General features: G+C 54.5%; 14 protein-coding genes. 4 read left to right on the forward strand and 10 right to left on the reverse strand.

Annotation, left to right across the window (positions count from 1 at the left end):
• Nucleotide 1: 1 nt before the first annotated feature.
• The 5 genes from tgt to LG297_RS15710 form a co-directional block, all read right to left on the reverse strand.
• The gene (gene tgt / locus LG297_RS15690; RefSeq protein ID WP_404421864.1) at nucleotides 2-1,144 is read right to left on the reverse strand and encodes a tRNA guanosine(34) transglycosylase Tgt; all 1,143 of its coding nucleotides are present in this window, start codon (nucleotides 1,142-1,144) and stop codon (nucleotides 2-4) included.
• Nucleotides 1,137-2,192 (reverse strand): tRNA preQ1(34) S-adenosylmethionine ribosyltransferase-isomerase QueA, encoded by a 1,056-nt coding sequence (gene queA / locus LG297_RS15695; protein WP_404421866.1) that lies wholly within the window; start codon nucleotides 2,190-2,192, stop codon nucleotides 1,137-1,139. The genes tgt and queA overlap by 8 nt, the downstream gene beginning before the upstream one ends.
• 114 nt (nucleotides 2,193-2,306) lie before the next feature.
• Nucleotides 2,307-2,852 (reverse strand): queuosine precursor transporter, encoded by a 546-nt coding sequence (locus LG297_RS15700; RefSeq protein ID WP_404421868.1) that lies wholly within the window; start codon nucleotides 2,850-2,852, stop codon nucleotides 2,307-2,309.
• Nucleotides 2,853-3,115: 263 nt separating this feature from the next.
• Nucleotides 3,116-4,645: an inorganic phosphate transporter gene (locus tag LG297_RS15705; RefSeq protein ID WP_404421870.1), complete on the reverse strand. Its 1,530-nt coding sequence runs from the start codon at nucleotides 4,643-4,645 to the stop codon at nucleotides 3,116-3,118.
• A gap of 170 nt (nucleotides 4,646-4,815) precedes the next feature.
• The gene (locus LG297_RS15710) at nucleotides 4,816-8,412 is read right to left on the reverse strand and encodes an AsmA family protein (RefSeq protein ID WP_404421872.1); all 3,597 of its coding nucleotides are present in this window, start codon (nucleotides 8,410-8,412) and stop codon (nucleotides 4,816-4,818) included.
• Nucleotides 8,413-8,782: 370 nt separating this feature from the next.
• Here LG297_RS15710 and LG297_RS15715 point away from each other — a divergent pair, with 370 nt between their 5' ends.
• Both LG297_RS15715 and LG297_RS15720 read left to right on the forward strand, forming a co-directional pair.
• Entirely contained in the window at nucleotides 8,783-9,619 is an 837-nt protein-coding gene (locus LG297_RS15715) for a DUF2189 domain-containing protein (protein ID WP_404421874.1), read from the forward strand.
• 178 nt (nucleotides 9,620-9,797) lie between these two features.
• On the forward strand, nucleotides 9,798-10,178 hold the full coding sequence (locus tag LG297_RS15720; RefSeq protein WP_404421876.1) for a hypothetical protein: 381 nt from the start codon (nucleotides 9,798-9,800) through the stop codon (nucleotides 10,176-10,178).
• Between the two features lie 165 nt (nucleotides 10,179-10,343).
• On the opposite strand, the gene LG297_RS15725 is transcribed toward LG297_RS15720, so the two are convergent.
• A complete protein-coding gene (locus tag LG297_RS15725; protein ID WP_404421878.1) occupies nucleotides 10,344-10,583 on the reverse strand; it encodes a hypothetical protein in 240 nt (79 codons plus the stop codon).
• 160 nt (nucleotides 10,584-10,743) lie between these two features.
• Here LG297_RS15725 and LG297_RS15730 point away from each other — a divergent pair, with 160 nt between their 5' ends.
• On the forward strand, nucleotides 10,744-11,478 hold the full coding sequence (locus LG297_RS15730) for a Crp/Fnr family transcriptional regulator (protein WP_404421880.1): 735 nt from the start codon (nucleotides 10,744-10,746) through the stop codon (nucleotides 11,476-11,478).
• 36 nt (nucleotides 11,479-11,514) lie between these two features.
• Here the strand turns inward: LG297_RS15730 and LG297_RS15735 are convergent, their stop codons facing one another.
• The 4 genes from LG297_RS15735 to LG297_RS15750 form a co-directional block, all read right to left on the reverse strand.
• Nucleotides 11,515-11,733 (reverse strand): hypothetical protein, encoded by a 219-nt coding sequence (locus tag LG297_RS15735; protein ID WP_404421882.1) that lies wholly within the window; start codon nucleotides 11,731-11,733, stop codon nucleotides 11,515-11,517.
• Between the two features lie 114 nt (nucleotides 11,734-11,847).
• Nucleotides 11,848-12,228: a hypothetical protein gene (locus LG297_RS15740; protein ID WP_404421884.1), complete on the reverse strand. Its 381-nt coding sequence runs from the start codon at nucleotides 12,226-12,228 to the stop codon at nucleotides 11,848-11,850.
• 119 nt (nucleotides 12,229-12,347) lie between these two features.
• Nucleotides 12,348-12,545, reverse strand: a complete 198-nt coding sequence (locus tag LG297_RS15745; RefSeq protein ID WP_404421886.1) for a hypothetical protein — start codon at nucleotides 12,543-12,545, stop codon at nucleotides 12,348-12,350.
• A 213-nt stretch (nucleotides 12,546-12,758) separates the two neighbouring features.
• Complete coding sequence (locus LG297_RS15750; protein WP_404426957.1) at nucleotides 12,759-13,004, reverse strand: DUF3309 family protein; 246 nt, start codon at nucleotides 13,002-13,004, stop codon at nucleotides 12,759-12,761.
• Between the two features lie 426 nt (nucleotides 13,005-13,430).
• On the opposite strand from LG297_RS15750, the gene LG297_RS15755 reads away from it, so the two are divergent.
• The gene (locus LG297_RS15755) at nucleotides 13,431-13,808 is read left to right on the forward strand and encodes a hypothetical protein (protein WP_404421888.1); all 378 of its coding nucleotides are present in this window, start codon (nucleotides 13,431-13,433) and stop codon (nucleotides 13,806-13,808) included.
• Nucleotides 13,809-13,911: the final 103 nt, after the last annotated feature.

The following is a 13,911-nucleotide window of genomic DNA, read 5'->3' on the forward strand; positions in this document are numbered from 1 at the left end:
ATTAATCCTCGATGATCGGCACGGGATCAACGTCCCCGCCTTCCTGCCCGGCGTAAAAATCACGGGCGAATTGTTCCATGCGGCCCGCGGCAATGGCGTCGCGCATGCCACGCATCAGATCCTGATAATAGGCAAGGTTATGCCAGGTCAGCAGAACCGCCCCCAAAATCTCGCCCGCCTTGATCAGGTGATGCAGATAGGCGCGCGAATATTTGGTGCAGGCCGGGCAGTTGCACTGATCGTCAAGCGGACGGTCATCATCGCGATGACGCCCGTTCTTAAGGTTCAACGTGCCGCGATGGGTAAAGGCCTGCGCATTGCGGCCCGACCGGGTCGGCAAAACGCAGTCAAACTGGTCAATCCCGCGCATCACCGCACCGACAAGGTCCGATGGCTTGCCAACCCCCATCAGGTAACGGGGCTTGTTGGCCGGTAACATATCGACACAGAAATCCAGCGTCTCGAACATGATCTGCTGGCCTTCGCCAACTGCAAGCCCACCGACCGAATGCCCCGGAAGGTCAAGCTCGGCCAGTTTTTCGGAACTTTCGCGCCGCAGATTTTCAAAAACACTGCCCTGCTGAATGCCATAAAGCGCATAGCCTTCACGCTCGACAAACGCATCCCTGGACCGCTTTGCCCAGCGCATAGACATGCGCATGCTTTCTGCGGCCTGCTGTTCGGTCGCCGGGAACGGAGTGCATTCGTCAAACGCCATGGTGATGGTCGATCCCAGCAGATGCTGGATTTCCATCGACCGTTCCGGCGACAGCGCAAATTTGCGCCCGTCGATATGGCTTTTGAACGTCACGCCGTCTTCGGTGATCTTGCGCAGTTTGGAAAGCGACATCACCTGATACCCGCCGCTATCGGTCAGGATCGGCTTGTCCCAATTCATGAATTTGTGCAAACCGCCAAGGCGTGCAATGCGTTCCGCACCGGGGCGCAGCATCAGGTGATATGTATTGCCAAGCAGGATTTGCGCACCCGTATCGGCGACATTTTCCGGCAACATGCCCTTGACCGTGGCGGCCGTGCCGACCGGCATGAAGGCCGGGGTATCGATCACGCCGTGGGCGGTATGAATGCGGCCCAGACGGGCCTTGCCGTCGGTCGCCAGAAGTTCATAACGGAATTCAGTCATCAGCTTTTTCAATCTTGCTGGCGCATTCAAGCAGGCTGCAATCGCCATAGGAATAGAAACGGTATCTGTTTTCAATCGCGTGGTCATAGGCCGCCTTCATGCGCTCAAACCCGGCAAAGGCCGATACCAGCATGAACAGCGTTGATCGCGGCAGATGGAAATTGGTCAGCAGCATGTCCACCGCCCGGAATTTATAGCCCGGCGTGATGAAAATATCGGTTTCGTTCTCGAACGGTTCAACCACCCCGTCTTCGCGTGCCGCACTTTCAAGCAGCCGAAGCGACGTGGTGCCCACCGCAATCACCCGTCCGCCCTTGGCGCGCGTTTCGTTGATCAGGTTGGCGATCTCGGGCGATATGATGCCCCATTCGGCATGCATTTTATGATCGTCGGTATCGTCGACCTTGACCGGCAAAAACGTGCCCGCCCCGACATGAAGCGTGATCGTCCGGCGCTCGATACCGCGTGCATCAATTGCTGCCAGCAGTTCCGGGGTAAAATGCAATCCCGCCGTCGGGGCGGCCACCGCACCGTCATGCCGGGCGAAAATCGTCTGATAATCCGATCTGTCCTGATCATCCCCGCCCTTGTCACGCCGGATATAGGGCGGCAACGGCATCACGCCATATTTTTCAAGGGCGGCAATCAGATCAGCCCCGGCAACGTTAAACCGCAGCAACACCTCGCCGCCGTCTTTCTTTTCCATGACCTCGGCTTCGAAATCATCGGCAACCCTGAACGTTTCGCCAACGCGCAGCTTCTTGGCCGGTTTGGCAAAGGCGCGCCATTGTGCAAGACCTTCCTGCTTGTGCAGGGTCACTTCAATGCCCGCCTCCCCGCGCTTGCCAAACAGGCGGGCCGGGATCACGCGGGTATCATTGGAAATCAGAAGATCACCGGGTCGCAGGATTTCGGGCAATTCACGAACGATGCGGTCATGCGTTTCCCCGCCGGTCAGGTCGAGCATACGGGCACTGTCACGCGGATTGGCCGGATGTTCGGCAATGCACTCACGCGGCAGATCGAAATCGAACAGATCGACTTTCATCGGAAAAACAAAACCTGCAATTATCAGAAAAAATCAGAGGGGCGCTTTATACCGCCCCTCTTTGCAAAACCTCAAGGCATCGCGTTGGAATATCAGCCCTGCATCACCCCGGCATCAGTTCTGGGCCGGGACCGCTTTCAAACGCGGGGCCACCACCGTCATCATCAACCGGAACGGCGCCAGACAGGTCAGCGCCATGATGATCTTGGCGCTAAAATCGCCCATCGCCCATGTGTGCCACGGAAGCCCGGTACCCACAAAGGCAATCGAAAAGAACAAAGCCGTATCCACCGCCGACCCGATCCCCGACGATATCAGCGGCGCCTTCCACCAGGTCGCCTGACGCAGCTTGTCAAACACCGTCACGTCAAGCATCTGCGCAATCAGAAACGCCGTGCCCGACGCAATCGCAATGCGCGTATCGGCAACGATCAAGGACAAAACAACCGCAATCGCAAACCCGGCCAGAACGACCACGCGGGCTGCCTTGGCACCGCGTGCGCGGTTGGTGAGGTCCGTGACCAGAAACGCCACCGGATAGGTAAACGCGCCATAAGTCAGCCAGTCGGCCAAAACGCCCGGCAGCGGATATTCAACCAGAATGTTCGATGCAACAACCGTCACAGCCATTGCCAGAACGCCAACAATGATGGCTTTCATCGTTTTTCCTTAACCAAAATCCTGACCAAAAGCAGAACGCACGCATAATAAATCTCGCGGCCCACTTTGATTGGGCGGCGATTCGGCACGGGTTTGATTCAAATTATGTTTTCGGTAATTACGCGCAAGAGCCCTCAAGCGTCAAGGAAAAACGGCGGCCAGACGAAAGCCCGGCCGCCGCTGCAGATCGCCGCAAGTTGCTCCGGGGAAAAGGAGGAGCACCGTGCCACGAAACCTCAATTCTGCGCTTAATTCCGGCGGAATTAAAGCATGATCCCGCGAATGGTGAAAAACAGCAACGCGCCAAGAAACGCCCCGGCCGGAACCGTGATCACCCAGGCGGTCGCAATCGTCACCGCATAACGCCGCCGCACCAGCAACCGTTTGCGCAGCTTCTTCTCGGCCTTTGCGGCCTGTGCCGGGTCCAACTGACGCAGGGCCTCGATATGCTGTTTCTGTTCGTCGGTTTCGGCATCTTCGCCAACCAGCATCGGCGCATTGTCAACCCGGCGACGATGGCTCAGCGTTTCACGAAGGAAACCGACCCCAAACACCGCACCGACCGCGATATGGGTCGAACTGACAGGAAGACCAAGGGCGGATGCCACAATCACCGTCAATGCCGCCGAAAGCGCCACGGTATAGGCCCGGATCGGATCAAGCTTGGTGATTTTCGATCCAACCGTCTTGATCAGTTTCGGCCCGAACAGGATCAGCCCCGCCGAAATACCAATCGCACCAATCACCATCACCCAGATCGGGATCGGGGCCGATGCCACGATCTGCCCGCTATCCACACCTGAAACAATCGCCGCCAGCGGGCCGATGGCATTCGCCACATCGTTTGACCCATGCGCGAATGACAGAAGGGCAGCCGACACAATCAGCGGAATACGAAACAGCGATGCGATTTCCTTGCGCCGCCCGGTCATGTTGCGCGACGCATGCAGGACCGCCTTGCGCACCGGCAACAACGTCACGAAAAACGCACCGATGCCGATCAGAACAACCTGCCAGGTCTCGGTTTTCCAGACCTTCGATATCCCCTTCATCATCAGATACATGGTAAAGGCCGATACCATCACACCGACCAGGATCGGCACCCATTTGCGGGCCGCCTCGACACGGTTGTCGGTATAAAGAATTCTGAACTTGATAAAGGCAAGGAACCCGGCGGCAATCACCCCGCCCAGAACCGGCGAAATGACCCAGCTTGCGGCAATCGTGCCCATGGTCGGCCAATTGACTGCATCAATGCCGACGGCTGCCATACCGGCCCCCATCACCCCGCCGACGATGGAATGGGTGGTCGAAACCGGCGCGCCAAGCCACGTGGCAAGGTTAAGCCAAAGGGCGGCCGCCAGAAGGGCCGCCATCATCGCCCAGACAAAGGTCTGCGCATCGGGCATCTGCGTCGGGTCGATGATACCGTTCTTGATCGTGCCGACAACGTCGCCACCGGCGATAATCGCGCCCGCTGCCTCGAAAATCGCGGCAATCAAAAGGGCGCCAACCATGGTCAGCGCCTTTGAACCAACTGCCGGCCCCACATTGTTCGCCACGTCATTGGCGCCGATATTCAGCGCCATATAACCGCCAATCACCGCAGCCGCGATCAGGAATCCGCTTTGCGGCAGGCCCCCCATGTGAAAGGCGACAAACGCGCTGCACGCCAAAAGAAAGACAAGCGCAAGTCCGAGCTTCGCACTCAGGGACGCGGTCTCTCCGGCACCCGCATCCATGCGGCGTTGCCATTTGAGATCCTTATCCAGAGCGGTTTTCTTTGCGACCATGATCAACCGTTACTAAAAAGGGAATCGACGCGCGGATCATGTCGAAGCAAACCCGGTTTGTTAAGGTTTTTTTGCTTTTTCATGACAGTCATGTTTTGGCTGCACCCCGCCAACAGCAAAACGGCCCCGCATTGCGGGGCCGTTTCGTCATTTGGAATAGTACCGGAAACCTATCGACCGAACTGGTTCAGAAGCCCTTTCAGGACATCCTTGGCCGCATCCTTGCCAGAACTTCCTGACCCTGACGACCCGCTATCGGATGAACCACTCCCGCCCAGTGCCTTATCAAGGATATTATCCAGAACCCTGATCGCGACCTTGTCCATGCGCCCGGTAATGGCGGGGTTGCTGATATTGCCCTTGGCGTAAACGCTAAACGGCGGCAATTCTTCGATTTTCTCGGAAAAATCGAAATCGGCCTGCGTATCCATCTGCCATTTCGGCAGATCAAGGGTCGCATCGGCGTCCGCCGTTCCCACACGCGATGTCGCTTCGACGCGGGTGGTTTTGGCAATGCCGTTGGTGATCGCGATATCGGCCTCAAGCGTCTGAACCAGATCGTTGTTGCCAACCCCTTCAACCACCATCGCCTGCGGGCCCTGCTGCAACAATGCCTGGATGTTGAGCTGCGGATCGGCGGACCGTTTATCGGCATTGCTGAACCGGACATTGTTCAGAACAAGGTTCGCCGTGCCGTTCAAGGCACTGACCAGCTTGCGCGACGTATTGCCCGATGCACTCACATCAAACCGGGTCGCCGCCCCGCCAATCACCGTGTCATTGGCAACCCGGATCGGGGCCAGTTTGGCGATATCGGCACCATCAAGATTGCCTTTAAGGGCCAGTTTCGGCGTATCGGAATTGCGCGCATCAAACGTCCCGTCAATCGACAGATCCCCATCGCCCAGAAGGCCGGTGAAATTCTGAATGGTCAGAAGCCCGGTCACAAGTGTCGCCTTAAGGTCGGGCTTCACAAGGCTGTAGCTATCGAAATCAAGCTGATCGAGCGCCAGCGAAATATCGGCATCAATCGATCGTAATGCCGACACATCAATCACCGTGTCATCCCACGGTGTCCCGTCGCGGGCATCGACCGTTGTGACTTTCATGCTGGTCGGCATATTGAACGCCGCCCGGCGCGGACCACTGCCACCTTCAGGCATCAGTCCGGCCCGTTTTGCCGCTGGCATGAACGGATCGACATTCAATGTCCCGCCCGAAAGGGCAACAGAAAGTTTCGGTTGCTCACCGCTGGCGTCGAAATCAACGTCACCGCTGGTTTCAAACGGACCGACACCGAACTTCGCAATATCAAGCGCGATGTTTTTGGCATTGCCCCTGACCGTACTGTCCAGAACCAGACGCCCCAGATTACCCGACGGCTCATAGGTCGGTGCCACCAGCGGCAAAACCCGGTTCAGGCTTGATGCCTGCATCGCAAGTTTGCCGTCAATGCCGGGCGTTGCACCAAACAGGTTCTGCAACACCCCGTTCAACGCCACCTGCATCAACGGATTGGACACATCAAGCGCAAGCTCCGGCCCGGTTACCGGACCATTCAGCCCGACATTGGCCTGGATGCTTTTATATTCGCTTGCCGGTGCCGGAAGCGTCATCCCGGTCAGCTTCGCCAACGGTTCCAGCGTTTTGGCCGTGACCTTAAGCTTGATCCCTTCAAACGCCGGAACGGCAATATCGCCACGGAACACACCGCTGGCACTGGCCGAAAGACCCGCGGCATCCGCCACCGCGAAATTGTTCAGCCGGATTTGCGAACCGGTCAGGCTGCCATCAATCGAAATGCCCTTGATCGACACGCCCGACGAAATGATTTCATCTGCCGCCAGTCGATAATTGGCCGCCATCCCGTCAAGTGGTGCCAAGGCATCCTTGATGGTTTTGACCATGGCATCACTGCCCGCCGCCGGGCCTGAAGACGGGGCGGCATCCGAACCGCCCGATGCCGTGCCGGAATCCGGCGTTGCGGCATCATTGCCCGATGGGCTTGACCCATCGCCATTTCCACCTGCCGGGGCCGCCGCGATATATTGATCCAGATTGATCCGATCCAGTTTCAGACCGATGCCAAGGGCCGGCAATCCCTCGCCGCTCAGATTGGCGACGATGGCACCGCGAATGGCCGTATCGTCAATCCGCATATCCAGATCGGAAATATCCAGCTTGTCGGGTGTCCCCGTGATCCCGCCGGTCAGCGAGAAACGCCGCAACCGGTCGGCACGGATACCTTCAACATCCGCCCCAAGCCAACGCGCCACCGCCCGAATATTTTCCGATGCCACCTCATAGGAAAGGGCGGCACTGGGTTGCGGACCTTCGCCCGAAATGCTGCCAAACACCGAGAAATCCGTGCCCCCCGGCAAACCAGCCGATACTTCGTTCAGGGTAATCTTGCTGTTGGCAATCGCGGCATTGATCCGCGCATTATGCACCGGCGTCTGGTTATAGATCAGGGTTTCGACTTCGAAATCAATCGATGCCGTCAGGTCAGCCGGGATCATCGGGCCATTGGCCGCCCCCGATGTTCTGCCGCCTTGCGACGGGATCGACTGGCCGCCTGTGTCATTCGCACCATTTGCGGGTGCTGCGTCAACATTGCCCTCGGTGGCACCATCCGTACCGCCCGCCGGGCTGGCACCCTCGCCCATATGGGTCAGGACAAGGATTGAATCGAGATCAAGCTGATTGAAACGAAGCGCCACATCGGCCTTCATTTTCGGGTCCTGATCAATGGCAATCGCACCCGATCCACGGGTTTCGCCAAACCGGATCGACAGGTCATTGACCGTAACCGACTTGGCATTGGCGGCAATCTGCCCGCCCAGATTGAACGGTTTCGCCGCGATATCGGGGATATCGGCACCGTCACCGGCAATCCGAAGGGCCGCTTCGCGCAGATCATCGAAATTGCCGTCAATCTGGCCGTTAAAGCCCGGATTGTCGCCCGAAATATCCACCTGCCCGCTTAAATTGATGCCGCCATCGACCTTGTCGATCCCGATCTGCATGCCAATCGGGAACGGGCCGGTCTGGCTGACCTGACCGACATTGAAATTAAACCTCAGCGGAATCCCGCGATAGAAAACATATCCCTCGCCCTCGGCCGGGCCATTCAGGCTATCGGCCGACACGCCAAGGGTCAGCCCTTCGATCCGCTCCGTACTGCCCGGTGCGTGATACAGGATCGTGGCATTTTCGATTTCCAGACGGTCAACCCGGATCGTGCTGGCAAAATCCGACGAACCGGCGTCACTGCCACCCGGCTGCGCTTCGGGTGTTGTCGCATCGCCTTCCGGTGCCGGGGTTGCGGATGGCGGTGTCGTGATCGTGCCTGCATCCGGGCCGCTTGGGACGGCCTGTGCCGGGTCAAAGACCAGATTGTTGCTGCCATCCTCGAACGTCTCGATGGAAATCACCGGATCGATCAGGCTGATCTCGGTGACCTGCACATTGCCGGTCAGAAGCGGCATCAGGGCCACCGAAACGCGGACTTCCTCGACCGATACCATGTCGGGGTCCTGCGCGCCGGGCAGATTGCCAAGTGTCACCTCCTTGACCGACAGGGCCGGGAACGGCAGGACGGACATCGAAAGATCGCCGCGAATATCAAGATTGCGACCGGTTGCGTCCCGCACCGCCTGGGTGATTTGTGGCTTGTACCCGTTCCAGTCAATCAGGGATGGGATCACCAACAGGGCGGCGATGATCACAACCAGAATGGCGCCAATCACGGCAAGGATCTTTTTCAACAGTCCGGCTCCGCTTTTTGCTCGGCACCGCGTCAATGAATGTCTTTGCGCGGTGCAATGTTATATGTAATTCCAGCAGCATATGGCTCATACCGCTCGTCGCAACAGAAAATGGCAACAAGTTGGTTGATGATACCATTTACGTGTTTATCGGGTACGGACTTTTCCCTTCTGCCGGTTCACCTGTGTATTTGTGACCCGAATGTCCTGCAATCAAGTTTCCGCCAATAGAAAACGTCCGGCCAAAATCCACACAGCCAGCACTGGCAATTGTTTTGCGAAGTGATATTATAAATAAAAAGAACACTCCGTCAGGACTTTCCGGCTGTGTATCGGCCACCTTTGTCAATAAGGTGCAGGGAGGATGCAGATGTCCGAAACGACAATCGAACAAACAACAGGTTCCATCGGCGGACTTCCGCAGGGCATTACAATCCGCGATGTCACCAGCGACCAGTCGGGCAAATGGCTCGAAGCAGGCTGGCGCGATTTCAAACGTACCCCGGCCATCGGCCTTGCCTATGGCGGGCTTTGCGTTATCGCCGGTTATCTGATTTTACTCAGCCTGTTTCAAACCGGGCAGCCCTATCTGACCCTGCCGCTCGGTGCCGGTTTCATGCTGCTGGCCCCGGTCATTGCGGTTGGCCTTTATGAAACCAGCCGCCGCCTTGAAATGGGTGAAAATGTCACCCTGTGGCACAGCCTGAACGGCTTCCGGCGCAATCCCGGGCAGCTTGGCGCGATTGGCGTGATCCTTATGCTGTTCTTTCTGGCCTGGACACGCATTGCGATGCTGTTATTCGCGCTGTTTTACAACGGATCGGTGCCATCACTTGATGTCTTGATCTGGGAAACCTTCTTTTCGCGCGATGCCATCACGTTTCTGATCACCGGCACCCTCCTTGGCGGTGCCTTGGCGATGATGGTGTTTGCCATCACGGTCGTCTCGATCCCGCTTCTGGTGGATCGCGATGTTGATGTGATTACCGCATTGATCACAAGCGTTGCGGCATTCCGCAAAAACTGGCGGGTTCTGACCGGCTGGGCTGCGATGATTGCCGTCATGGCAGCGTGTGGCATGGTGGTCTTCCTGCTGGGCCTTGCGGTCATGATGCCGCTTCTGGGTTATTCAAGCTGGCATGCCTATCGCGGCCTGATCGACACCGAAAAGGCCGAAGCCCGCCGCCTGCGCCGCGTGGTGCCGTAACAGCCTCGCCCGGACATGTTTTCATTGGCCCCGGATCGCATCAAAGCCGTCCGGGGCCTTTGTTTTGGCCAATTCACCCCGAAAACTAACCGGGGTTAGTGAGCTATACGTCCGCATATGATACTCCCTTGGGTTGCTTACCGGCAGTTCCGATATGCATTACCAAAGGCATCCGAACATGACCCAGAAAACGACCGAAGCCGCCAAAACGACCACCGCAATCCCGGAGCCCATTCTGGAGGTATTTAACGGACCGATTGCATCGGCCGTCTCCAAGAATTCCGAGGCTCTCGCCACAGGAATGCAAGTCGTGCCCGCAAAATTCGGGGAATTTGTCGCCAACCGGATCAAGGCCAACGTTCAGCTTTACAATGAATGCAGCGAATGCACCGACTGGTCCGATCTGAGGAACGCTCAGCAGAAATGGCTGAAAGACACAAACGACGCCTATGCCGATCAGGCCAACACCATCATTTCGATGACCCAATCCCTTTTTGGCCAGATTGAAGTTCCGAAAAACACTGTCGAAAACAAAGCGTCAGAAAAACCCAACAAATAAAACCGCCTGAACACGACACGGCAAACCCTCGGAAGACCTGCATAACGGGCACGGGACACGTAAAAAAGGGCGGAGTCTTGCTTCTGCAAGATCTCCGCCCATCAATGTCCAGTTATCAAATAATACACTTTCAGAAATCACTCAATATTCTGAATTCAGAATATCTTACTTTGGATGTCGTACGGAATTTCCACCCTTGATGATCGCCTGAATGAGATCATGAACAGCCCGATGATGTTCATACATTTCGGCTGCAACACCATCACCATTATGAGCATTTGCTGCATCTTCAAGAATACCAATAATATCTTTGTCCGACATCACACCCAAATCTCCGAGGCAAAGAAGTATGGACTCGCAAATTGATAGGGCAGCAGCACCTTGAATATCCGAATTTTCAATCATGGAAGTAATCCTTTTGAATATCACTCATCATATATTACATATATTGCAATATACAACCTTAGGAAGTATCATATATTATAGGAATCATTCCAAACACAGATCAGGATTTCAAAAATATTGACTTTTGAAAATTCCTTATTTGGTCAGGAAAGCGAAAATTATGATTTCCTCTACCGAAGTCGTCGTCAAAAAGCTTAAATGTTATATCGATCTAACAAATAAAGAACTCGATACATTTGTCTCGCTGCCAAGCCGACTGGTCACATTTGAGGCCGGACGTGAAATCGTCCACGAGGGGCAACAGGCACATAAGGCATTCATCCTGCTCGACGGCTGGGTATCGTCTTACAAACTGCTTCCTGATGGCACCCGCCAGATCATCGATTTCCAGATTCCGGGGGATTTCCTTGGCTTGCGCAGCCTGTTATTGCGCACATCGGATCATAGCTTCGAGGCCGTTACCGATGTTTCAATCGCCGAAGTATCGGCGCAAAACATGTTCTCGGTCTTTGCAGAATCCCCCCGACTGGCAAGTGCGGTATTGTGGGCAGCATCGCGGGACGAGGCAATGGTGGTCGAACATCTGGTCAGCATTGGCCGCCGGTCGGCTATTGTGCGCACGGCCCATTTCCTTTTGGAACTGGGCGCCAGACTGAACCTGATCGGGGTCGGCACCAAAGACGGCTATCCCTGCCCGCTATCCCAATATCTGCTTGCCGACGCGCTCGGCCTGAGTGCGATACATATCAACCGTGTTTTGCGCCAGTTGCGCGAACAGAAATTATTGACATTCCAAAAGGGGATTGTGCGGTTCGACAATTTTGAAAAACTGATCGAACTGACCGATTTTCACGTTGGCTATCTTGATCAGGACGGGCCCATCATCAAAAATTAATGCAAAAAGCCGGGCCATTAACCCGGCCCCTTCAAATCAGAAATTCTTGCCCCGCATCCAGGCATCGACATCCTTTAACGCCTGATCGTCCGAAAGACCGGCACGGACTTTGATCATATTGCAAAGCTGTCCTTTGGTCTTGATCGTTGAAAGATCGTAATGCGTCAGAAATTTCCAATGGGCCTGCGCATCCTTGAGGTAACCTTTCTTGCGTGTGACAGTTTCAGCCGTTTCGCCACCTTCAAAGCCGAACATTTCGGTTCTCCTGCTTTATGTATGAATTTCAAAATGAAACAAAATGCATGGCATTGCCGGTCCCGAACCAGGAACGGAACAATCAAATGGCAGACGAAACTGGCAACCGTGAAATCAGCGAATGACCGACGAAAATGGGGACCTGGCCGTTCCAAACCGGCTCACACGTCGCAATTCTCCCAGCAGATGCTGCTCCTGCTCGGAAATGTTACCATTCAGAAGGGCAATCTCTTCTGTGGCAAGTTCGTCCATCATGATGGCAAGGTCGAGCTCTTCGAGACTGACCTGAATTGAGACCCTTGCATTACTGGACACTGACGTCCCGTTGATATGCAGAAGTGACAAAACCGGCTGATAGGTTACAAAACTATCGCCTTTTTCAAGCTCCTCATACGTTTCCACACAATATGTGCCGGCGGGCAAACTTTGCGCACGCCCCAACAAATGAAACGGATGTTTGAAACTGTAAACCCGGTTAATCGTGCGAACACTCATGGAACTCTCCTGCCAATCAGGTCCAGCCCTGCAACCCCGTCATCGCCTCTCTGAAAAACCATCCCGGCATGACGCCGGGATGGTTGATGTCAATCATGGGGGAGAGAGGACATCAAAGTTCAATTCAAAGCTTTGGTCGCTGCGTCGAGCGATTTGATACATTCAGGATCATTCTTGGCCTTTTGGGCCGTTTCGGCTGCCTGATAATGCTTCAATGCCGCATCTTTTTTCGGACCGGAAGGTGCCTTGTCCCAGGCAGCCTTGACAGTCTTCATTTTCTCGGCAGCGGACTGCCCTGAACTCTGTTGTTCTTTCATAACCATTGACCTTAAGTCATGATTCCGCCGGGGCAACATAGAGGAACTTGTCTATAGGATCGGGGGTCCGATTTGCGGGCGACAAGAATTGCCCCGGTCAAAACCATATTTGAATAACTGAACATTCAGTATTCATGGTTACTTTTAGTCGAAAAAGCAGATCGTCAAATTAACCTGCGTTTGTTTTTCTCGGATTTTTTAAAGCACCGATTTCTAGAAAAACAGATTAACATCGTTCGTGAACGATATCCCTGCAATCACAACAATCATCACAAGCATGATTGAACAGGGATAATATCCCCACCTTCGGCTAAACGACCAGATCGGCATGGTCACGACGAATATTGAACCCAGTACAAGCAGCATCAGGAATGTAAGTGACATGGTATCCTCTCTGTCTTGGGTTGACCGGAAGATAACTTGACGGGCGGGTATTTCCTGCAACCGCATTCCTGACATTATTGAAATCACCACAGGAACAAGCAGATCGCCGAAATTTTTCAAATGATCGCCCGGCAAAACGGAAAAATCATCCTGATATGATTTCCCTAAAAATAAAAAAGCGCACTAACTTGCGTTTACCAATCAAATAAAAATATTAATTCCAATAAATATTACAAAAATCATTTAATATAGAAGATAAATATCAATATAAAATCAGAAAAAAGACCAAAACCTCAAATAAAAACAACGAATTGATAAAATATAAGTCAAAACGACATCTTTAAGGATGCCCGTTCAGCATACCGTTCCTTTTTCCTACAGGGAACCGGATGAAGGTCACCCCGCGCGGTCATGAAATGATTTTCGCCTGACCTCGCACAGGCACCCGGCATATCGCCGGATAAAACCGTGCCGTGGCCTTCGCACATGGAGTCTCCCGATATGACCACGACCAGAATCACACAGAAAACCTATGAATTTCTCCATCCTTTCAATCTCGCGGGTTTCGAGCCGAGCTTTCCACCGGGCCATTACAACGTTGAAACAGAAGAAGAAATTCTCGAAGGACTGTCTTTTGTCGGCTTCAAATGCATTTCAACCACGATGTATATGATCCGCAAACCCGGCACCGTTATCGAACCAAAAACCTTCAACATTGATCCACGCGATTTCAATATCGCGCTCCTTCGTGATCGCCACCAATGCAGTGAACATCACGACACCCGATCAGGGAAAACAGCGATGTCCAAACTGGATCGGCAGGCCATCGAAAGAAGCGAGAACGAAGGCATGTCCGTACCTCCCCAGGCACCGGTTTGAAATTCGATTTCAGGCCCCCGACATTTGCAGCAAAACACCGCCCGATGGACCGGGCGGTGTTTTACGTCGCGTGGGGCAAGTTTTTTATTGTAGTGCGTTGATA

This window comes from Thalassospira australica (assembly GCF_044790785.1).
Classification (GTDB): domain Bacteria; phylum Pseudomonadota; class Alphaproteobacteria; order Rhodospirillales; family Thalassospiraceae; genus Thalassospira; species Thalassospira australica_A.

Bases quoted from the DNA above. Each gene is read 5' to 3' on its own strand.
- tgt (WP_404421864.1), bottom strand. From the start codon at position 1,144: ATGACTGAATTCCGTTATGAACTTCTGGCGACCGACGGCAAGGCCCGT.
- queA (WP_404421866.1), bottom strand. From the start codon at position 2,192: ATGAAAGTCGATCTGTTCGATTTCGATCTGCCGCGTGAGTGCATTGCC.
- LG297_RS15700 (WP_404421868.1), bottom strand. From the start codon at position 2,852: ATGAAAGCCATCATTGTTGGCGTTCTGGCAATGGCTGTGACGGTTGTT.
- LG297_RS15705 (WP_404421870.1), bottom strand. From the start codon at position 4,645: ATGGTCGCAAAGAAAACCGCTCTGGATAAGGATCTCAAATGGCAACGC.
- LG297_RS15715 (WP_404421874.1), top strand. From the start codon at position 8,783: ATGTCCGAAACGACAATCGAACAAACAACAGGTTCCATCGGCGGACTT.
- LG297_RS15720 (WP_404421876.1), top strand. From the start codon at position 9,798: ATGACCCAGAAAACGACCGAAGCCGCCAAAACGACCACCGCAATCCCG.
- LG297_RS15725 (WP_404421878.1), bottom strand. From the start codon at position 10,583: ATGATTGAAAATTCGGATATTCAAGGTGCTGCTGCCCTATCAATTTGC.
- LG297_RS15730 (WP_404421880.1), top strand. From the start codon at position 10,744: ATGATTTCCTCTACCGAAGTCGTCGTCAAAAAGCTTAAATGTTATATC.
- LG297_RS15735 (WP_404421882.1), bottom strand. From the start codon at position 11,733: ATGTTCGGCTTTGAAGGTGGCGAAACGGCTGAAACTGTCACACGCAAG.
- LG297_RS15740 (WP_404421884.1), bottom strand. From the start codon at position 12,228: ATGAGTGTTCGCACGATTAACCGGGTTTACAGTTTCAAACATCCGTTT.
- LG297_RS15745 (WP_404421886.1), bottom strand. From the start codon at position 12,545: ATGAAAGAACAACAGAGTTCAGGGCAGTCCGCTGCCGAGAAAATGAAG.
- LG297_RS15750 (WP_404426957.1), bottom strand. From the start codon at position 13,004: ATGTCAGGAATGCGGTTGCAGGAAATACCCGCCCGTCAAGTTATCTTC.
- LG297_RS15755 (WP_404421888.1), top strand. From the start codon at position 13,431: ATGACCACGACCAGAATCACACAGAAAACCTATGAATTTCTCCATCCT.